Source organism: Nostoc sp. DedQUE05, from assembly GCF_034530955.1.
Classification (GTDB): domain Bacteria; phylum Cyanobacteriota; class Cyanobacteriia; order Cyanobacteriales; family Nostocaceae; genus Nostoc.
Genome location: NZ_JAVRCB010000082.1, coordinates 1 through 20,494 on the forward strand (window position 1 = coordinate 1; position 20,494 = coordinate 20,494).

17 protein-coding genes are annotated in these 20,494 nt (G+C 40.5%); 8 read left to right on the plus strand and 9 right to left on the minus strand.

What is annotated here, in order from left to right:
- The first annotated feature begins 376 nt into the window (after window positions 1–376).
- On the plus strand, window positions 377–4,567 hold the full coding sequence (locus tag RMZ42_RS34000; RefSeq protein ID WP_322675572.1) for a filamentous hemagglutinin N-terminal domain-containing protein: 4,191 nt from the start codon (window positions 377–379) through the stop codon (window positions 4,565–4,567).
- A gap of 93 nt (window positions 4,568–4,660) precedes the next feature.
- Window positions 4,661–5,470 (plus strand): prohibitin family protein, encoded by an 810-nt coding sequence (locus tag RMZ42_RS34005; protein WP_322675573.1) that lies wholly within the window; start codon window positions 4,661–4,663, stop codon window positions 5,468–5,470.
- A gap of 123 nt (window positions 5,471–5,593) precedes the next feature.
- On the opposite strand, the gene RMZ42_RS34010 is transcribed toward RMZ42_RS34005, so the two are convergent.
- Window positions 5,594–6,055, minus strand: coding sequence for a hypothetical protein (locus RMZ42_RS34010; protein ID WP_322675574.1), 462 nt, complete (start codon window positions 6,053–6,055; stop codon window positions 5,594–5,596).
- Window positions 6,056–6,539: 484 nt separating this feature from the next.
- Between RMZ42_RS34010 and RMZ42_RS34015 the strand changes: the two genes are divergently transcribed.
- Window positions 6,540–6,812 (plus strand): hypothetical protein, encoded by a 273-nt coding sequence (locus tag RMZ42_RS34015; RefSeq protein ID WP_322675575.1) that lies wholly within the window; start codon window positions 6,540–6,542, stop codon window positions 6,810–6,812.
- Window positions 6,813–6,833: 21 nt separating this feature from the next.
- Here the strand turns inward: RMZ42_RS34015 and RMZ42_RS34020 are convergent, their stop codons facing one another.
- The 3 genes from RMZ42_RS34020 to RMZ42_RS34030 form a co-directional block, all read right to left on the minus strand.
- A complete protein-coding gene (locus tag RMZ42_RS34020; protein WP_322675576.1) occupies window positions 6,834–7,250 on the minus strand; it encodes a DUF2358 domain-containing protein in 417 nt (138 codons plus the stop codon).
- A gap of 12 nt (window positions 7,251–7,262) precedes the next feature.
- The gene (locus tag RMZ42_RS34025) at window positions 7,263–8,417 is read right to left on the minus strand and encodes a glycoside hydrolase family 10 protein (protein WP_322675588.1); all 1,155 of its coding nucleotides are present in this window, start codon (window positions 8,415–8,417) and stop codon (window positions 7,263–7,265) included.
- 206 nt (window positions 8,418–8,623) lie between these two features.
- Window positions 8,624–9,442, minus strand: coding sequence for a DUF1206 domain-containing protein (locus RMZ42_RS34030; RefSeq protein ID WP_322675577.1), 819 nt, complete (start codon window positions 9,440–9,442; stop codon window positions 8,624–8,626).
- 205 nt (window positions 9,443–9,647) lie between these two features.
- On the opposite strand from RMZ42_RS34030, the gene RMZ42_RS34035 reads away from it, so the two are divergent.
- The 4 genes from RMZ42_RS34035 to RMZ42_RS34050 all read left to right on the plus strand — a co-directional run bounded on the left by RMZ42_RS34035 (window position 9,648) and on the right by RMZ42_RS34050 (window position 14,463).
- A complete protein-coding gene (locus RMZ42_RS34035) occupies window positions 9,648–10,511 on the plus strand; it encodes an alpha/beta hydrolase (RefSeq protein ID WP_322675578.1) in 864 nt (287 codons plus the stop codon).
- A 310-nt stretch (window positions 10,512–10,821) separates the two neighbouring features.
- Window positions 10,822–11,277 (plus strand): pentapeptide repeat-containing protein, encoded by a 456-nt coding sequence (locus tag RMZ42_RS34040; RefSeq protein ID WP_322675579.1) that lies wholly within the window; start codon window positions 10,822–10,824, stop codon window positions 11,275–11,277.
- Between the two features lie 492 nt (window positions 11,278–11,769).
- Window positions 11,770–13,026, plus strand: coding sequence for an MFS transporter (locus tag RMZ42_RS34045; RefSeq protein ID WP_322675580.1), 1,257 nt, complete (start codon window positions 11,770–11,772; stop codon window positions 13,024–13,026).
- 252 nt (window positions 13,027–13,278) lie between these two features.
- Complete coding sequence (locus RMZ42_RS34050; RefSeq protein ID WP_322675581.1) at window positions 13,279–14,463, plus strand: anion transporter; 1,185 nt, start codon at window positions 13,279–13,281, stop codon at window positions 14,461–14,463.
- Between the two features lie 34 nt (window positions 14,464–14,497).
- Here the strand turns inward: RMZ42_RS34050 and RMZ42_RS34055 are convergent, their stop codons facing one another.
- The 4 genes from RMZ42_RS34055 to RMZ42_RS34070 form a co-directional block, all read right to left on the minus strand.
- A complete protein-coding gene (locus RMZ42_RS34055; RefSeq protein WP_322675582.1) occupies window positions 14,498–14,767 on the minus strand; it encodes a hypothetical protein in 270 nt (89 codons plus the stop codon).
- A 4-nt stretch (window positions 14,768–14,771) separates the two neighbouring features.
- Window positions 14,772–16,166, minus strand: coding sequence for an RNA polymerase subunit sigma-54 (locus tag RMZ42_RS34060; protein ID WP_322675583.1), 1,395 nt, complete (start codon window positions 16,164–16,166; stop codon window positions 14,772–14,774).
- A 171-nt stretch (window positions 16,167–16,337) separates the two neighbouring features.
- The gene (locus tag RMZ42_RS34065) at window positions 16,338–17,663 is read right to left on the minus strand and encodes a sigma-54 dependent transcriptional regulator (RefSeq protein WP_322675584.1); all 1,326 of its coding nucleotides are present in this window, start codon (window positions 17,661–17,663) and stop codon (window positions 16,338–16,340) included.
- Window positions 17,656–19,104, minus strand: a complete 1,449-nt coding sequence (locus tag RMZ42_RS34070; protein WP_322675585.1) for a sensor histidine kinase — start codon at window positions 19,102–19,104, stop codon at window positions 17,656–17,658. The genes RMZ42_RS34065 and RMZ42_RS34070 overlap by 8 nt, the downstream gene beginning before the upstream one ends.
- 157 nt (window positions 19,105–19,261) lie before the next feature.
- Between RMZ42_RS34070 and RMZ42_RS34075 the strand changes: the two genes are divergently transcribed.
- Window positions 19,262–20,224, plus strand: coding sequence for a hypothetical protein (locus RMZ42_RS34075; protein WP_322675586.1), 963 nt, complete (start codon window positions 19,262–19,264; stop codon window positions 20,222–20,224).
- A 75-nt stretch (window positions 20,225–20,299) separates the two neighbouring features.
- Here the strand turns inward: RMZ42_RS34075 and RMZ42_RS34080 are convergent.
- Window positions 20,300–20,494 (minus strand): hypothetical protein (locus RMZ42_RS34080; protein WP_322675587.1); only part of this gene is annotated, 195 nt, incomplete at its 5' end.

The following is a 20,494-nucleotide window of genomic DNA, read 5'->3' on the forward strand; positions in this document are numbered from 1 at the left end:
GCTGCGGCAACGATAGTTTAGGGGTTGCCCTACGCAAAAATAGCTCGATGCCAGGTTCTATTTTTATAATAAAAGCCCCTAGCTCCACAGCCTGGGGCTTTTTGTTATTTATGGTTCTGTGACAGCAATTAATAACTATATTCAGATTGATTATTGTAGTACTTGCAATCTCCATTTGTAGAGCGATCGCACTAACAATTTATCGTAATTTTGGCGAACTATAAAAACACTAAGCTTAGGACATATTTATTTTATCGCCGTCCAGTCTTTGTCATATCAGACATCGCCCCATTATTGCAGAAAACTGCATACTTAACGAGTATTCGCTTGTTTATAGTCCAAAGGTACAGCTTTATTAGATACTGGAATAATCTATATGAAAGCGCGTCTTATGACGAGAAAATACGGATTACACAAGTGTTTGCAATTGGGATTGGCAGGGTTGCTGGGCTGCTTAAGTGTAAGTCTCCTCACTAACAAAACCCAGGCACAACAAAGTAATATCGTACCTGATAGTACACTTGGTACTGAGTCATCTCAAGTTATAGGCAACTTTCAGGGACAACCAATTGAAGTAATTACAGGTGGTGCAATTCGCCAAATAAATCTGTTTCACAGCTTTGGAGAATTTAATATCAGCGAGGGACGGGCAGCTTATTTCTTCAGTCCTAGCGCAGACATCCAAAATATTTTGGCACGGGTGACAGGTAATAATCCTTCAGAAATTTTGGGAAGACTCGGCACATTTGGTAGTTCTAATCCTAATGTATTTTTGATAAATCCTAATGGGATTGTGTTTGGAAAAGATGCCAGTCTAGATGTGCAGGGTTCCTTTGTGGGGACGACGGCGAACGGAGTACAATTTGGGAATCAGGGTGTTTTTAGTGCCACAAATCCCCAAGCCGCGCCATTATTGACTATTAATCCTTCGATTTTATTTTTTAATCAGATTAATCAGAATGCAGCAATTCAAAATAACTCAATTGTACCAGCAGGAATATCTCCTTCAGGCATGAATACATCTGGTTTACGAGTGCCAGATAGGAAGAGTTTACTGCTTGTAGGTAGCGACATTAATATGGATGGTGGCAGATTGCGAGCCTATGGTGGTCGAGTTGAGTTAGGAGGATTATCTGCTCCTGGAAATATCAATCTTCAGCTAGATGATAATAATTTCAGTCTAACGTTTCCAGAGAATGTCACGCGGGCAGATGTGTCTCTCAAAAATGCTGCAAATATAAATGTAAGTGCTAGTGATGGTGGAGACATCATAGTCAACGCTCGTAATATAGATATTTTAGAAGAAAGTGTACTGATTGCTGGCATTGGGCAAGGTTTGGGTACACCTGAGACTGTTGCAGGTGATATTACACTTAATGCTACCGGAGAAATCAAAGTTGCTGGAGTTGGGAGCGGAATTTACAATTTTGTGAATTTGGGAGCAAAAGGCAATGGAGGTAATATTACCATAAATTCTAGTTCCCTCACATTAGAGGATAGCGCTCTACTTGCTGCCTCAAATTTAGGACAAGGGAATGCGGGAAATATCATTATAGATGCTCGTGAAAATGTTTTATTTGATGGGGCTAATGCTTATAGCGGAATTGGAAATGAAGCAGTCGGGAATGCTGGCAATATTTCCATTAAAGCTGGGTTAGTATCTTTGAGCAATAATACATACATGTCTGCTAGTACTAGTGGACGAGGAAATGCAGGGATTATTAATATCAATGCACGCGATAGTGTCTCTTTTGATCAAAAGAGCTACGCTTATAGCCTAACGACAACTGAAGGAGTAGGAAAAAGTGGCAATGTCAACATTAATGCCAGGTCGCTGTCTGTGAAAAATGGTTCAGAACTGAGTGCTAGCAGTTTTGGACGGGGAGATGCTGGTAATCTAACCATTAATGCTAGCGATACAGTACATTTTGATGGAGCAGACAGTGCGGCTTTGAGCATATTAGGAGAGGGAGTGGTAGGTAAAGCTGGTGGCATCAATATCACCACTAAGTCACTTTTTGTCACTAATAATGCAGGATTATCAGCCAGTACTAGTGGACGAGGAGATGCAGGCAATGTGAATATCAATGCCAGTGATATAGCCTTCTTTGATGTGGGAAGCCAAGCCTTTGCTCTTGTAAATGCTAGAGGAGTGGGGAAAGCAGGTACGATAAACATCAACACTAGAAAGCTCTCTGTGAACAACGGGTCACAATTGAGTGCCAGCAGTTTTGGTCAGGGAGATGCTGGTAATGTAACCATTAATGCTAGCGATACAGTAAATTTTGATGGAGCAGCCAGTGCGGCTTTCAGCATATCAGGAGCAGGAGCGGTAGGCAAAGGAGGTGGTGTTAACATCACCACAGGATTGCTGTCTGTTACAAATGGTGCTTTTTTAACTACTAGCACCCTTGGACGAGGAGATGCAGGTAATGTGAGCATCGATGCTCGTGATACAGTTGTTTTTGATGGTATAGGCAGTAATGGATTAAATAGCGCGGCTCGCAGTTTAGTACTAGCAGGAGCGGTAGGTAACGGTGGTAAAATCCTCATTAATACTGGATCAGTATTCATTACTAATGGTGCTGGCTTAGAAGTAAGTACTGCTGGAAAGGGAAATGCAGGTAATGTGATAATTAATGCCAGTGATACAGTCTCTATTGACAGAAGTGATGGCATTTTCAGCATTGTCAAAGCAACAGGTGCGGGTACAGGAGGGGATATTAATATCACTACTGGCTCATTTTTCTTGAACAACGGCGCTCAATTAGCTTCTAGTACTTTTGGACGAGGGGATGCAGGAAATGTGTTTATTAGTGCTTCTGGTTCTGTTTCAATTTCAGGAAATAATACTGGCATCCTCAGTGACGTGGAGTCAAAAAGTGAGGGTAATGGTGCCAATATCAACATTAAGGCCGCTTCACTCTCCATTAGTGATGGCGCTCAACTAGTAACCTCTGTTAAAAATAATGATGACAATTCTGTCGGACAGCCATTCAACCAGGGAAATGCAGGCAATGTTAATATCGATGTCACGGGTGCAGTTGCGATCGCTGGAATCAGAGAAGGAAAGGCAAGTGGAATTAGAAGCAACTTAGGAAGAAGAACAGTTGGTAAAGGAGGAAACATTACTATATCCTCTGGCTCGTTATCTGTAACGGATGATGCCAGAATTTCGACTAGTACCTTTGGAGAAGGAAATGCAGGTAATATCTTCATACAAGCCAAGGATTCTGCGTCTTTTTCAAATGGTTTTATATTTAGTTCTGTAGAAGAAGAGGGATTGGGTAAGGGGGGAGAAATTAATGTTACATCTCACTCTCTCTCCTTAACGAATGGCGCTCAATTTGTTGCCACTAGCCGTGGAGCTTTTGCTGGTGTAGAAATTACTTCTCCTGGAAATCCTTCCATAGATTTTTTTAAATTTAGTACCAATTCTATTAAAGCTGGAAATATCCAAATTAACGCAACTGATGGTGTTAATATTTCTGGTTTTAATCCAATCACTGGCAATTCCAGTGGATTATTTACATATACTGTAACTATAGGTAACAGTGGCAATATCACTGTAAATACTGATGTTTTTCGAATATCTGATAGTGCTTTATTAGACGCAAGAACTTATAATTTTGGTGATGGTGGAAATATTACAGTCAATGCACGAATAGTGGAGGCTAGTAATGGGGGGCAACTTATTACAACTACTACAGGAGGTGGTAATGCAGGTAAGATTATAGTCAATGCTAAAGACCAAGTAATTGTTTCAGATACCTACATAAATCCTGAGAATACAGAAGCTCAACTTCTTAAAAGGTTTCCCGAAGATGATGCTAATAGTGGTTTCTTTGTTCGTTCTTCAGGCTTTGGTGTTGCAGGTGATATTGAAGTTAACTCGCCCAAAGTTACTTTAGATAAACAGGGAAGATTCATCGCTGAATCAGCATCAGGCAATGGGGGTAATATTAAGCTGGGAATTAGGGATTTACTTCTCATGCGACGTGGTGGTCAAATCTCCACCAACGCAGGTACGGCACAAGCTGGTGGCAATGGCGGTAACATCAATATCAATTCAAAATTTATCATCGCCATTCCCAAAGAAAACAGCGACATTAGCGCCAATGCTTTTGAAGGGCGTGGTGGAAATGTCGAAATTAACTCGCAAGGTATCTTCGGTATCGAAGCGCGTCCAAAGCCAACTGAAAAAAGCGATATTACTGCCAGTTCCGAATTAGGTGTTTCAGGTGCGATTAATATTAACGTGCCTGATACCAGTTCCATCCAAAATAGCTTCACCGAATTACCTCCAGTCATCGACGCTAACGCACTCATCGCCAATAGTTGCATTTCACGCGGCACAAAGCGACAAGAAAACTCTTTTACCATCACAGGTTCTGGTGCCTTGACTACTAATCGTCCTGGGGTTTTGGTTTCTAACTACATAACTGGTGAGGTGAGAGGTGTCGAAACTACATACCGTCCCTGGAAGAAAGGCGATCCGATTATCGAACCGCAAGGTCTATATCGGCTGAATAATGGGCAGTTGCTATTGAGTCGAGAATGTTCTTAATTTTGGATCAAGTCGAGCTAAAATCATGACGGGAAGAAGCCCATAACTCCTAAATATGTGTCTCTATGCAAGATGCATACATGGTTCACACAGATGATAAAAATTACAAGTTTTAACAGTGCCGGTAAACTGACCGCTCTTTTGTGTTTGATAACTCTCTTACTCACGCCTTGTGTGATTATAAATGCAGGAGAACGTGGTGTATTGATGAAATTTGGCGAAGTACAAAACCAGATATTAGGAGAAGGACTTCACTTAATTATTCCTGTAGTCAATACTGTGAAAAAGTTGAGTATTAGAGTCCAAAAACAGGAATTTTCTGCTGAGGCTTCTTCCAAAGATTTACAAAATGTTTTTGCCGATGTAGCTCTCAATTGGCATATTATTCCCCAGGAAACAAATGTCATTTTTCAGGAAATTGGAGATGAACAAAATGTAGTTATTCGGATTATTAGCCCAGCCGTTGAAGAAGTACTAAAAGCGGTAATAGCAAAGTATACTGCTGAAGAAATTATTACTAAACGAGGAGAAGTCAAGAGTGGAGTAGATGATGCATTGTCCACAAGATTGGGTAGCTATCACGTTGCAGTTGATGATATTTCTCTAGTTCATGTCCATTTTTCAGAACGATTTGATGAGGCGGTGGAGGCGAAGCAGATTGCTGAACAAGAAGCAAAACGAGCAGAATTTATCGCATTGAAAGCAACAAAAGAGGCTGAAGCAAAAGTGAATTTAGCCAAAGGAGAGGCTGAGACGCACAGATTATTACGTGATGGTTTAACTCCAGAAATTCTGCAAAGGCAAGCACTAGAAAAATGGAATGGTAAGTTGCCATTAATTGTAAGTAAGGAGGCTCCAAAATTATTGAATTTAAGTGAATTTTTAAAATTTGATGAGAATTGATCTTCTTGTTCGCTGATTTACTCTCCATTAACAGACTCAAAACCCTGATTTTTTGAAATAGTATGGACGTATAGAGGTGCGCCCATACTATCGATTCCTTTGGAGAAAGGATGATCGACTAAATTAACTGTTGAAGAATAAAATGGGAGAATCGAGAATCTTCAACTGGATCAATAGCATAATCAACAGTGTATAAACTGTTGAAGAAATTAGACCTGTGAACAATTCTTTTTTGAGGTTATGCTCTTGAGGTTCTTTTTGAAAAATGTCCTTAGAACCGAATTGCATCAAGAGAATTCCCACAATATTAGAGAGCCAATATCCGATAATTGAACAAGGTAGAAGCAATTTTGGGGAAAGTAAACTACATACATACCCAAAACCATAAGCTATTGGCAGATTGAATAGTAGGTCATTCCACCAACATAGTGGTGATAGTAAATATCCTAGTACCAGAAAAAATCCACCTCTGAGTTTTTTGAAAATGTCTTTTTTGAATTTTACTGGAGTAGACTGTTGTAATTGCTCTAGTGCTGTGTCTCTTGTTACATTCAACTCTTGACTAACGTTTTGGACGCTTTCCATAAAAACCCACTATTCCTATCGTCTTAGTGCAGTTTAATATATAAACTAAATTAACGTCTAGTACACGAGTGATAACATTTTGGCTTTTTGATGCTGAAGGTTTTACCACAGAATAGTTTCAGCAAAATTGAGGTTTAAATCAGCTGCCACTTAAAAACATCTGATTTATATCTAGAGACATATCAGTTAGGTCGCTGCTTACAAAATATGGGTTTTTGTTTCGGTATCTGAGCAAAACAGAAACAATTTATACACAATTTAGACAATTAAGGCTATTTGTCGCTCAACAAGTCTTAAAGTCTAAATATCCCTTTCTAAATCATAGCATACTATGAATTCTAAGACCGATACTGTAATAGCCAGAGCCTTATTAGTTTGGGGTGGATGTTGAGTTGTAAAATTTTTATGTTTTTGCATTTAGCAGAAGCAGAAATTTTAACTAATAATAGCTACAATAAAAGTGCTAAAGCATCTTAATCGAAAAATGACAGATTTAACTCCAAATAGCACCTTTCTAATAGCAGGAATTGTTTTTATAACGATTGCTGTAATTGGACAATCTAAATTAGCTTTTATTGAAATCAATCCTGGTTGTTTTGGGAGAATTTTGGCTTTATTTATTGGTGTTTCTAGCCTATTATATGCTTTAGGAATACTAAACTTTTCAGCAGAAAACCTGGACTTATTAAGAAATTCTCTGACAGAACAAATAAAACAGAGAATCAGTCAAATTAATGAGATTTTACAAGGCTCGTAAAAAATCAAATTAGCTATTGCTTTACCTTTGCCAAAACTGTCGTAGAATCTCCCCTGGCTTTCTATCCCAGGTGTCGATATGCTTGTATATAAAATTATCTTGATTGAGTTTATATGTCGAATAGCCATTGAAAAGTAATCCTGCTTTCCAGGGAACGCGCAACACCCCCCTCACTGTCCATTTTGCTAAAATCGTATCTTCATCTGACTGATAAATCTCATGTACATCAAAGAAAATTCGGGTAAAAAAGAGCCGAGCGTGAAATCGTAAAGTCCAAAATATAATGCGATAGTTAAATTTGTATTTGAATGTATTCACGGGGTCTTTAAAATAGATATCCTGTGTATAAATATCATAAGAAATATCTTTTTCAAAAAGTGTCGGTAAATCTTCTTTTAAAGTATTAATTACCTTTTCCACTGACAATTTATATTCCACGCGCCTTTTTCCTTAAAAAATCTTTTTTAACAAATTTTCCATTCCTGACCAAATAGAAGATGTCGTCTTGTGACTCACACCACCTGCACTCAAATCTGACAAAGTGGGAAATGATGCAAACTTAGCATAAGGCCCATTTCGCAAAACTTTAGCAAGGGCATTGTTATTCTCGCGCAAACCTTCGTAAAAAAAGAATACCTCTCCTTGAATGCCAAGTTGACGATTGTATTCAATTGCCTGCACCAGATATTCTGGACTAATACAGTAAGAGCCAAGCTTCATCAATATTCCTGGTGCTAACTTGGGCAGTGTTGTATCTGTAAACTGCTGGTTTACTAGTTTATCAACGATCGCCTGATAACTCCTAAAGTCACGGCGATAAATCTGCGGCTGAATCATATCAACGATTCCCCGCTTCAGCCATGCAGGTGAATCTTGCAGATATTCCTGGAATGCCCAATCATAGATATTAGGTGCGATCGCAACTAATAAATTAGGATTCACCGCTTTCACCTTCCAGTAGAGATGCGCCAAAAACTCACTGAGAATATCTGCACGCCACTGTAACCATTGCTTATCCTTGTGGTTCTGTGGTGGATTGCGATCGAATTCCTGGCGATAACGGTTGACAGTTACCCGATCGTAGCCACCTTCAGAGGGTAATGCAGGGAAGCGATCGTCTCCTTGAATACCATCCACATCATAATTATTCGCAACTTCCAGCACTAACTTTAAGAAAAATTCCTGCACCTGTCGGTCGAGTGCATTCAACCACTCAAAGCCGTTTTTCTTCAGTAAGTTACCCTTATAATCGCGCGCAGCCCATTCCGGTTTTTTTTGTAAAAGTACACCACCATTCAAATTGTAGGAACTGGCAAAACCGTATTCAAACCAAGGAATGACTTTCAATCCGACTCGCCGCGCCTCAATTATCACCTCTTCTAAAGGGTCGCGGTCTACAGACATCGGGTCAATTTCAACTCCAAATGTCTGCTGCATTGTTTGACTGGGATACAGAGTTACTGCTTTGTTCCAAACAACGGGAAACACCACATTAAATCCCGTTTCGGCCAGGAAATCCATCGCCTCAGCAATGCGTTCTTTCGATCTAAGAACTTGACTATCAGTAGTAGTCAACCAAATACCACGAGTTTCTATTATTGCCATTTCTTTGAAGAAGAATTCAGGAGTCACAATGGGCTAAACGCCCCGCTACCGCTAACAGGAGTCAGAAGCAATTAGTGGGTTAAATTTTCTTGTTTTGTAGGGGTTTTAAACCCGATTATTCGTCCGCCAATCGTACAGAATTAATTCTGAATTCTGACTCCTAATTCCTGAATTCTGTTTGATTGAAATTCTCGACACTGCACCATCTAAACACTGACTAGTCGACGATACCGCGCTTGTATTATTGTGTAAATCCCATAGGCAACTAAACCTAGTGCCACAATACCCAAAAGCCATGCTCCGTTAGGCTGTTGTGCTAGCGTCTGTAATACTTCATCCAAACCTTCTGCGGTAGCGGCGTTCGATTGCCTTGCAGCTTCAATTAAAAACCAACCGATAATGCAAAATACGATACCCCGTGCCGCTAAACCAAATCTGGAAATTCTCATTACCCATTGAGCTTGTGTGTTGCTTAATTCAGTTAAATTGAGTTCTTTACGAAATTTGCCACTAAAAGCTTGATAAAACTGATAGAAACCTAGAGCAATTACAAACACCCCCACAGTTCCAACTAACCATTGGCCAAAGGGTTGAGAAAGCAAACGTGCTGTCGAATCTTCAGTAGAATCACTACTATTTTTACCACTGCCTGTACCCATAACGATTTGCACAGCACTTAAGGCTAAACTTGCATAAATCAAGCCATTAACTGCGTAACCAATTCGTATTGCTAAACCTTTGGCATCATTACCTTTATTTTCTGGGTCTTTAATTGCCTGTACAAAACGCCAGATTACGTATCCAATCAAGCCAATTGCAACTAGAGTCAGCAAAAATTGACCAAATGGCTGGTTGACGATTGTTTGGAGAGCGCCTTGCGTATCAGTTGTTTTACCACCCCTGCCAAAAGCTGTCTGTGCTGCCAGTAGTCCAACTATACCGTAAACTACTCCCTTAGAAATATAGCCAAATCGTCCCAGTCGCTCAACCCACAATGAAGGATGGTTTGTCAACTGTTGTGTCATGGTAGTTGGGAAGAATTATATCTACCTTTTACCAAAATTTGCCCACGATTCACATCTACCTCAAGACAAATTGTCTAATATTTGTGCAAAAAATCACTATCGGAATACTGTCTTTCAATAGATGTGAGACCGATCAAAATAATATTAAACTTGCTAAGTACAGTATTAGTATTTAGTATTTTTTAATGCTGAATTTGGATTAATTATGTCTCTAATAGAAAGTTCTTGGAAACACGAATATATAATTACCAATCGGGTAAAACTACACTACGTTACCCAAGGTGAAGGCCCTTTAATGTTGATGTTGCATGGGTTTCCTGAGTTTTGGTATTCTTGGCGGCATCAAATACCAGAATTTGCCCAAAATTTTAAAGTCGTTGCCCTTGACTTGCGTGGCTACAACGATAGTGATAAACCAAATGAGCAATCAGCTTATGTCATGGATGATTTTATCAAAGATGTTGAGGGAGTAATTAAAGGATTAGGATATCAAAAATGTGTATTAGTTGGACATGATTGGGGTGGTGCGATCGCTTGGAATTTCGCATACACTCACCCCGAAATGTTAGAACAATTAATTATTCTTAACCTGCCTCATCCTGCTAAATTTGCCCAAGGGTTACGCACTCCTCAACAGTTGCTACGTAGCAACTACGTATTTTTCTTTCAACTACCGTGGATACCAGAATTACTTTTACAGTCTTCAGACTATCAAGCTATTGAAACAACTTTTAAAAATTTGGCAGTTAACAAGAGTGCTTTCAGTAAAGCGGATATTGACGCTTATAAAAATGCTGCTGCAAAACGCGGTGCCCTCACAGCAATGTTGAACTACTACCGCAATATTTTTCAACAAAGAATGCTAAATCCAAATTGGGGCGTTCTGGAAGTGCCAACACTGATGATTTGGGGAGAAAATGACCCTGCACTTGGCAAGGAACTAACCTACGACACCGCAGCTTATGTCAGGGATTTTCAAATCAAGTACATTCCTAATTGTGGCCATTGGGTGCAGCAAGAACAGCCGGAATTAGTTAATCAGTATATGCGAGAATTTCTGAGGACTTAAGCTAAACTATCAATTGATAAATAAAGTATAAATACTCATAAAATTAGTTATAGCGGATAGCGCCAGCTTTTAATTTTTAAAGATTTAATAGTAATTTAAGAGGGGACGTTTTTGAGGAATTATTCGGTAAAAATTGCCAAAAAGTCAGAATTAATGGCATTTTTGACATCACTTTTATCTGAGTTTCAGATCGCAACTACCTTGTCAGGAGATAGATTGTCACAAGAGAGATTGACCTCACGAAGTTTAGTGAGATAATAGAGTTGTGAGGGACAGAACGGACGCAAACTTGATTATTAAGGGGGAAATTATGAAACTCCAGCTATTAGCGGCCATGGCCTTAGCAACACCCCTATTTTTCGCTAGCTCGGTTAGAGCCGAGAATCCACAGGATTTACAAAAGCTGCTTTCAACTGGGGAATGTGTTGAGTGCGAACTATCAGGAGCTAACCTCAGTGGCGCTCATTTAATTGGTGCTGACTTGAGAGGCTCGAAGCTCCAAGGAGCTAACCTTGTAGGAGCTAACCTCGAAGGTGCTGACTTAACTGGTGCAAACTTGGCAGGTGCTAACCTAACATCTGCTTATGTAACCAATGTGAATTTAAAGCAAGTCAATCTCAACGGAGTAAATTTTACTGGCGCTACTATTCACGATTCTAATGTGTATCAAGCATCAATGAACAATCTAAATCTTACTGATGCGGAAATATTTAACACTGGAATCGGGATTGGTGGTGAAGACGCTGAAATTCCCGATTGGAAATAGCCCAACTGACTACACAGCTAAAAATCAATACAACATAGGTTTTGGTGGGTTTTAAATCAAATAAACGACTTTTTTGCCAGAATTATCCTTAAAACCTGCCTCTACAGAAATATTAATAAAAATGAAATTCCCTTTGCGTTGTAATTACTTTACTATGGCAAAAGCAGAGGGGATTTCTTTTTGCGATCGCACTGATATCCACACAAAAAAGTGCAATTAAAATCTAAAAATCTTCACTATTTCCCATTAAAGAAAGGACTTTACTCCTCCCTCTCCTTACGGAGACGCAACGCGTTCGCCTTTTAGGGGAGGGAGAGGTCTGTCGAACTCACGTTAATTGAAAATCAGGGTTTCGGCTATTACTTGTGTAAGTTGTATCTGGCACAAAGAAGGTTTTTTCGCTAGATGCAGCCGGACACTATTGATTTGGCACGATTTTTGCACAGAAGGATTGTGACCGCTCCATAGCTGACAAAATATCACTAAAGACTTATGCAACAACAGCGAAGACCGAGTAAGAAGAGTTTGCGATCGCTTGATTACTTGAATGTGTTTCTCGCAGATGTGCGCGATGGTGTTGGGCCATATCTGAGTATTTACCTGAAAGCTTCAGCAAATTGGAACCCGGCTCAAATTGGCATGGCGATGTCAGCTTCGGCAATTGCCACAGTTATTGCCCAAACACCAGCTGGTGCATTGGTTGACAGGCTACGTCAAAAACGAATGTTGATTGTACTGGCGGCTGTGTTTGTTTCTATCGGCTGTATTGCTATGGGCTTGTTCCCCAATTTGCCTGTTGTCATTGGCTCTCAGATTATGATTGGGATTGCAGCAGCAATTTTCCCACCTGCGATTACTGCTATTACTCTGGGACTTGTAGGACATGAGAGATTAGATAGGCGAGTAGGTCGTAATGAAACATTTAACCATACAGGAAATCTGCTAGCTGCTACTCTCGCTGGTTTAGTGGGTTACTTTATTGCCCGCAAGGCAATATTTTTCTTGGTTGCAGCTATGGCTGTGGGCAGTATTATTTCAGTGAGGATGATTCGCGAAAGAGAGATTGACCACGAACTAGCGCGTGGAGATGGTGAAGAGAGAGAGGAGGAAGATAATCAAAAACATCAGCAGGGCCATGAAGGCATATTGCAATTATTGAGCGATTGCCAAATTTTATTCTTTAGTATTGCAGTAGTTCTGTTTCACTTTGCCAATGCTGCCATGTTACCGCTAGTTGGTCAAGAATTAGCACAGGGTAAAGGCACAAGTGACACAGTTTATATGTCTGCTTGTATCATTGTCGCTCAGTTAGTGATGATTCCAGTGTCTAACTTGGCTGGGCGTTTTGCACATACAGCCCGAAAACCCATATTTTTGCTGGGCTTTGCCGTCTTACCGATTCGAGGAGTGCTGTATACATTTTCAGGCAATCCCTATTTTCTCGTTTCTGTGCAAATTCTGGATGGTATTGCAGGCGGGATTTTTGGTGTGCTTTCGGTGTTAATGGTAGCTGATTTGACTAAAGGCACGGGACGCTTTAATGTTACCCAAGGAATGCTCAATACTGCTATTGGCATTGGTGCGGGTTTGAGCAACGTGCTGGCTGGATTTGTGGTTAAAAGTGCTGGTTACAATGTTGGTTTTTTGATTTTAGCAGCGATCGCAGTTGTGGCTTTAGCAGTTTTTTGGTTCTGTGTACCTGAAACAAAAACAGGAGTTAATAGAAAAGCATCACCTCAAACCGCTTAGGGCAGTCATTAATTATTAATCATTAGTCATTAGTCATTAGTCATTAGTCACTTGTACTGAGCGTAGTCGAAGTATTAGTCGTTAGTTATTAGTCCAAAATAAACCCGTTCACTCCTTAACATGGTTTGAATTAGTCCCATAAAAGACAAAGTTTTTCCACCCACAAGAGGCGAGGTATGCACTAAAATCCAATGACCAATGACAAATGACAAATGACCAATGACTACTTAATCAAAAGCATCTAGCAAAATCATGATTGTTTTCAGATACATCATCATTGGACTGACTTATATCGGTTTGGGTTTAGGATATCTCCCTGGTTTGCGGATGAACCGAGCCAGTATTGCTTTAGTTGGTGCATCTTTGCTGATGGCATTCGGGGTATTAGACCTCAAAGAAGCATGGCAAGCAATAGACTATAAAACGCTGATTTTCCTGTTTGGCATGATGGTAATCAGCACAAACTTAGCTTACGCTGGTTTTTTCCAATTAACCCTTGATACAGTTACACACTTCACCCGCAGCCCTTTAGGTTTGCTAATTGTTTTAACTTTCGGCAGTGGGATTCTCTCCGCTTTTTTTCTGAATGATACCATCGCTCTAATTTTGACTCCTTTGGTTCTCGGTTTAACTCAAACTTTGAACCTCAATCCGATTCCTTACTTACTTGCTTTGGCGGGAGCAACTAATCTAGGCTCAGTAGCTACCTTAAGTGGCAATCCACAAAATATTTTGATTGGTTCCTTCTCTGGGATCAGCTATCTTGATTTTGCGAAAGCATTGACTCCCATTGCATTAGTAAGTTTGTTAATCCAAATTGGGTTATTGTGGTGGCTTTATCCTGATGTCCGTTCTACTAAATCTTGTCCGAGTGTAACCCCCGTGCGTTACCGCATATTTAAACCGTTGCTTACTAAAAGCCTATTGATAACCGGAGGATTATTAATTGCATTTTTAATTGGGATACCTCCAGCCCAAGCAACACTTGTAGCTGCTGGTTTACTGTTTATTACTAGGCGAATCAAACCGCAACGAGTTTTAAATAAAGTTGATTGGGATTTACTGGTGATGTTCTCTGGGCTATTTATTGTGACTGCTGGAGTAGAAAAATTAGGCATATTGAATTTATTTAGCGGTTTAGTTTATAATCCCTTGAGCATATTAGGAATTACTGCTCTGCTTTCAAATTTAGTTTCTAATGTTCCAGCAGTATTATTACTACAACATTTAATTCCCCATCCAGACACGAAAACTTGGTTACTATTAGCAGCAGGATCTACTTTAGCTGGTAATCTAACTTTGTTAGGTTCAGTTGCCAATTTAATTGTTGCTGAGGCGGTTGCAAAACTTGGTTATCAGTTGTCATTCTGGGAACATCTACGTTTTGGTCTACCGTTAACTGTCGTGACTCTTATCCTGGCTTATTTTTGGATTTAGTTATTTGTCATTGGTCATTTGTCAACAATCAAACTTAAAATTTCAGGCTCAAAGGTGCAACGTTCAGGTTCAAAGGTGCAACTTCCAGGTTCAAAGGTGCAGCGTTCAGGCTCAAAGGTGCAACTTCCAGGTTCAAAGGCGCAAGGTTCAGGTTCAAAGGCGCAACGTTCAGGTTCAAAGGCGCAAGGTTCAGGTTCAAAGCCGCAAGGTTCAGGTTCAAAGCCGCAAGGTTCAGGTTCAAAGGCGCAAGGTTCAGGTTCAAAGGTGCAATGTTCAGGTTCAAAGGTGCAATGTTCAGGTTCAAAGGCTCAACTTTGATATTTCAAGAGACTTCCTTGCTTCTTGCTATTGCTTCCCATCTTTTTATCAGTCAACTTGCGCTGATGTGATGACTTTATTCCGGCAATTTTACGGTATTTTGTGACTGTTCTGCGAGTAATTGGCAGAGAAAATTGGATTTTCAAAAGCTGGGCTAATTGCTCATCAGTATAAGGATTGGGGGGTGATTCTTCTGCAATTAACTGTAATAGCATCTGTTGGATTTGTTGAGGAGTACGTCCGCCTACTCCGACAGGAACACATAGTGAATGCAACGGAATTATCCGACTGTGTTGATTGCAAACTAATATATACCGTCCCCGCACAATCCGACTGACTGTAGAGTTACTAAGTCCCACCGATTGAGCTACTAATTGCTGAGGGGTAGATACTAAGTCTAATTTATCCCGACTCTGCAAAAAAGCTTGCTGTCGCTCAACTAAAAATTTCCCAACTTTGAGCAGATTTTCTTGCCATTGTTGCAAAGCTGTGAGTAAATTTCTAGCTTTTTGTAATAATGCTTCTAGTTGTTGGGTATCTCGCCTTGCTTTTGGTGATTCCTGCAAAAGCTTAATGGCTTCGGAATTCAGACAAAAACGTTGTTTGACTTCATAAGCTAAAGAAATTTGCCAACTTCCAGCTATTAGCTCAACTTTTAAATCGGGGGTAACGATGGGAGCATCGCTACCACCGAAGTTTCTGGCCGGACGGGGTTCTAATTCTTGAATTTTATGAATAGCATCGGTAATTTGCTCGATGTCAACATTAATATTTTGGTTCAGTTTTTGCAATAATAATTGATAATTTTGCTTTGAATCGTAACTATTACCAATACAATTTGCTATGTCTTTTAAATAATTTTTAACTAGTAAAAATGCTAGACTTTCAGGCTGGTTTTTGAGTTGTATTAACAGACATTCTTGCAGGGTTCGCGTACCAATTCCAGGTGGATCTAAACTTTGGAGGAGAGGAATAACAGCCTCTAGTTCTTTTGTACTCCAGATACTACCATTTGCCCAAACTTCTGGAGTTTCTTCTAAGTAACCTGAGTTTGATAACCACTGAGTTAGATAGGTTAAGGCTTTACGTTGTCTTGACGGGATTGACAAAACTGATATTTGTCCAAGAAGATGCTCGCTTAAACTTAATTCCTGGGCGATGGGACTATACCAATTAGGTAGAATATCATCTAAAAGTGCTTCGTTGGTATGGAAATCAGAATTTTCTATTATAAATGGATTGTGTTTACATTCTTCTCGAAGATGGTCGAATATTCGTTTACCATCCCACGGCAAAAAGCGAACTAAATACTGTAGAGTTGGGTAAATAACAGTTTGAGTTTCTAGATGTGTTTCTAATGTAGATGCTGAGTTTAAGGAATTCATTAGTTAGGAGTTAAGAGTTAGGAGTTAGAAGTTAGGAGTTAAGAGTTAAGAGTTTGATCTCGTTCCCATGCTCTGCATGGGAATGCTCATCTATAGGCTCTGCCTATAGTCCAAGGAGGCGCTTGGCAGAGCCAAGGAACGAGAAGTTAAACGAGAAGTTGAAAGTTTTTGCTACAAATTCCATTGTTTCTTTTTTTTCTCAAAGCTTTCGACAGAAATTCCTAATGCTTTGTGGGGTTCTTGGGGATAAAGTGCTAAAGCATGGCGGATAAAGTTTATTTCTAATTGAGCGATCGCTTGTTCTAAATTTAAATTCATCTGATATTCTCGATTAAAAATGAGATGCTCTGGAAGAATGGTTCTTCCTCCAGAAAAAACTGCTGCTCTCTCTAAAGTATTTTGTAGTTCTCGCACATTTCCGGGCCAAGCGTAATCTCTGAGTTTTTCTAGGGCGGTTGAGGTAATTGCTAAATTTTTAATTCCGTTTCTGAGAGCAATAGAACTTAAAAAATGTTGAGTAAGTTGTTCTAAATCTTCGGGGCGATCGCGCAAAGGTGGCAGTTCAATTCGTACTACATTAAAGCGATAATAAAGGTCTTCTCGAAACTGATTCAGGCGTACCAATTGTTCTAAATTCCGATTGGTGGCAGCTAAAATGCGGACATCTACAGTTTTGGTTTGGTTACTACCCAAGCGCTCGAAGGATTTATCTTGTAATACTCGCAATAATTTCCCTTGAATAATCTGGCTCAATTCTCCGACTTCATCCAGAAAAATTGTACCGCCATTGGCTTGTTCAAAGCGACCAATTCGTAAGTGATTCGCTCCAGTGAAGGCTCCTTTTTCGTGACCAAATAATTCTGCTTCTAATAAATGTTCTGGGAGGGCTGCACAGTTAACTTTTATCAAAGGGCCGCGACTGCGAGGGCTAGCATTATGCAGTGTGGAAGCGACCAATTCTTTGCCTGTACCTGATTCGCCGACAATCAAAACTGTGGTGTTTCCTTGGGCAAGTCTACCAATGAGTTTAAAAACTTCTGCCATTTTAGGCGATCGCCCCAACAATTCTTCTGGTTGTCCGAGATTTTGAATATTTGCTTCACCAATTTGCTCGGCGGATGCTTGGGAATGAGCTAAAGCTTTTTGCGCCAAGTTGACTAAATCTTCTAAATCGAAGGGTTTAGTTAAATAATCATAAGCTCCCAACTGCATAGCTTCAATGGCTGTACGACTTGTTCCATAAGCTGTCATCACAATTACTGGCACTTCAAACAACGTTTTGCTACCTAAAGCTTTTAAAACAGCATTACCCTGAGTTTTGGGCATTTTTAAATCTAGAAATACCAAGTCAGGACGAGATGTGATATCTTGTTGAATCATCTTCAGTCCTTGCTCTCCGTCTCCCGCCTCTACTACGTCGTGGCCTTCATCTTTTAAAATCTGCGCCATCGCTTGACGCAAAGCTTTTTCATCATCAATAATCAAAATCTTAGCCATCGTTGTGATTCTTCGGTAAGTAAACGCTAAAAACGGTGCAACCCGGTTGAGATTTCAAATCAATATGCCCTCCATGTCGGGTGACAATCTCGTGGCTAATTGCTAAACCTAAACCTGTTCCTTGAGGCTTTGTGGAATAAAAAGGATCGAAAATGCGATCGCGTTCTTCGGGTGGTAAACCTGCGCCATTATCTTTTACCCAAGTCACTAAGTAATCTTGCTCTTGGCTGACACCAACCTCAACTTCGCTTGCTGGTGGACTTGCTTGGATGGCATTTAAGATTAAGTTAACCATTACCTGTCCTAACTCTCGGCGGCGTAGTGGTACTTGGGGCAAAGGTTCAGCAGCAGAGCGATAAAAAAGTGTTACTCCCTGTTCTTCAGCTTTGAGACGTAATAGAGAAACTGATTCAAAAGCGATCGCTTCTAGGGAAGTTGTTACCATTTCTTCTTGCTGATTTTGGTCAAAATACAATAGCCGTTGCACCAGCATTTCTAAACGATCTACTTGTTCTAGTAAACTAGCGATCGGTAAAGTCGTAATTCCCTGCTTTTTTAATTGCCGTTCTGTATATTGCAAATTTAGACGCATACTAGCTAAGGGATTGCGGACTTCATGAGCTACCCCCGCTACCAGTTGTCCCAGAGAAGCCAAGCGCTCAACTCGGTGCAAGCGCTGCTCTAACTCTTGGCGATGGTATTGCATACTATTAATTGCAGTTCCCAACAGTCCCATTTCTGCGGGTAGCGGCGGAATTAGCGAAGCTTTATCCTCTTCCATTGCCTTAATACTTTGCTGGAGTCGCTGCACTCCCCACTGAAGTTGTAAGGCAATATAAAAAGTCCAAACTCCTACAACTAAAATTCCTAAAACTACGAAAACACTTAAAACGTTTTGATTCCTATCTTCTAGATGAGGCATACGTTTCATCGTCCACACTGCACCCCACAGAGGTAGAGGGTCAGCACGCAGTACCAAGATATCAAGACCGGGGTGCAGTACTAATTCCTGGGGTAAACCTTGGCTTGTGGCTCTCCGAGTCAATTGCAAAATTGTGTCTCGTTCAGCAGGAGGAATATCTTTTTTGGGGACAGGGCCCCCGTGGGTAGGATAGGCATAGCCTAAAAGCTGGTCTTGTTGCAGCAGATAAAATCCGCCTTCTACCCTTGGGAAAACAGTTAGGGCATCGTTTGAAAGTTCCGCCAACGGCTTACCTGGCTTTGGTGTTTGCCCAATATTTGATTCCCAAAACAGCTTAATTAATCTGGTGTTGGCAAAAGCTAATTCTCTCTGATTTCTGGCAACAACAGCACCTTCTAAACTTTCAAATAGTTGTACCACTAACCATAAAGCAGCTCCACTTAAACCTAAAAAAAGGATACTGAGGATTGTTAGCTGTCGCCGGAGTGTCCAACGTTGAGATAACACAATAGGTTGCATGGAATAAGGGTTAGAACTTCTAGAAGTACAAAAACTATGCCAAATTTCAGTTGCTCATTTTTCATCCTGCCTTACTAGCTAACGAGTGTCTTGTATCTATGGCACGAGTTTTGCACTTATAAAAGTTCTAGTTAGCAATTAAATTGAATTAAAGCAGATGAATAACTCTAAAGTTCGCATTCCAAAAGAAATTGCTGCCGATGTTTTCGCTCAAGCGGCTCAGTTGTATGCCCAAGAAAATCAGGATTATTCTTTAGAAGAAATTATGCAGGCTGGAGCAGAAGTACAAATTCCTCCAGAGATGATTCAACAAGCAATACAGCAGATTCAAGCCAAGCAAATCCGAGAGCGCGATCGCCAACGCAAGTTAAAGTTAATTTTAACTAGTGGCGGCATTGGAGCCGCGATCGCACTTTTCGGTTTTTGGACGTACAATACTGTTGCTAGTAATGCTACACCAAGCGGGCGATCGCTAGAAGCTAATCTCCCAAGTGCCAATTTAGCCAATGCTAATCCTCTAGATATTCCCCCAGCACCCCCACCAGAATTACCCTCCACAGCCGGAAGCACTTTCAATGGAGAGGTAAAACAGTATCTTCTCAACCCTGAAGGTAAGGTGGATGGGCTATTACTTAATAACGGGCTACAGGTAAAGTTTCCTCCCCAGATGGCGGACAGTTTGGTGCGGATAATTACCCCAAACACGAAAGTGAGCATTTTTGGCGATCCTGGCTTTTCCACTCGCTTTGGACAGGAAGTAAGAGCCAAAAGCATTACCAATTCTCAAACTGGACAGACTTTAGTCGAACAACCTTCCACAATCGCCCCCCAACCACCCAGCTTGAGCAACTACAGTACCTTATCTGCACAGGGAACTGCTCAGAATTGGTTGGTGGGACATCGAGGAGAAATTAACGGCGTTATTATATCTAATGGCACTATTGTCAAGTTCCCGCCCCATGTAGGCGAACAGCTAACCAGTATGGCAAACATCAAAAACACAATTCAAGCCAAAGGATTCGGCACTCGCAATCGTTACGGTCAGATTTTAGAAGCTACAGCATTGTCAGTTAATGGGCAATCTGTATCTTTGCAACCAAAAGCCATCATCGATCCGTAATACCATTAACGAAAATCTTTGCAACAGATGAATCTGCTGTCGGGGCATTTAGCTTGACAAAGTAGTAGTTTTATATCATGTCCGCCTAATTAGTTTTGCTTCCCGAATATATGCAGAAAGCCCAAAAGCCCCTCTCCTCTGCACCTGAACCTCCTCTGCTCCCTGCTCCCTGCCCCCTTGCAGTCTTAATGATAAGTCTTTTACCAGACACGATATTATCCCTCTTCTGTCACTTTCCGACATAAGCAAGTAGTAAATAACTGAAATTAT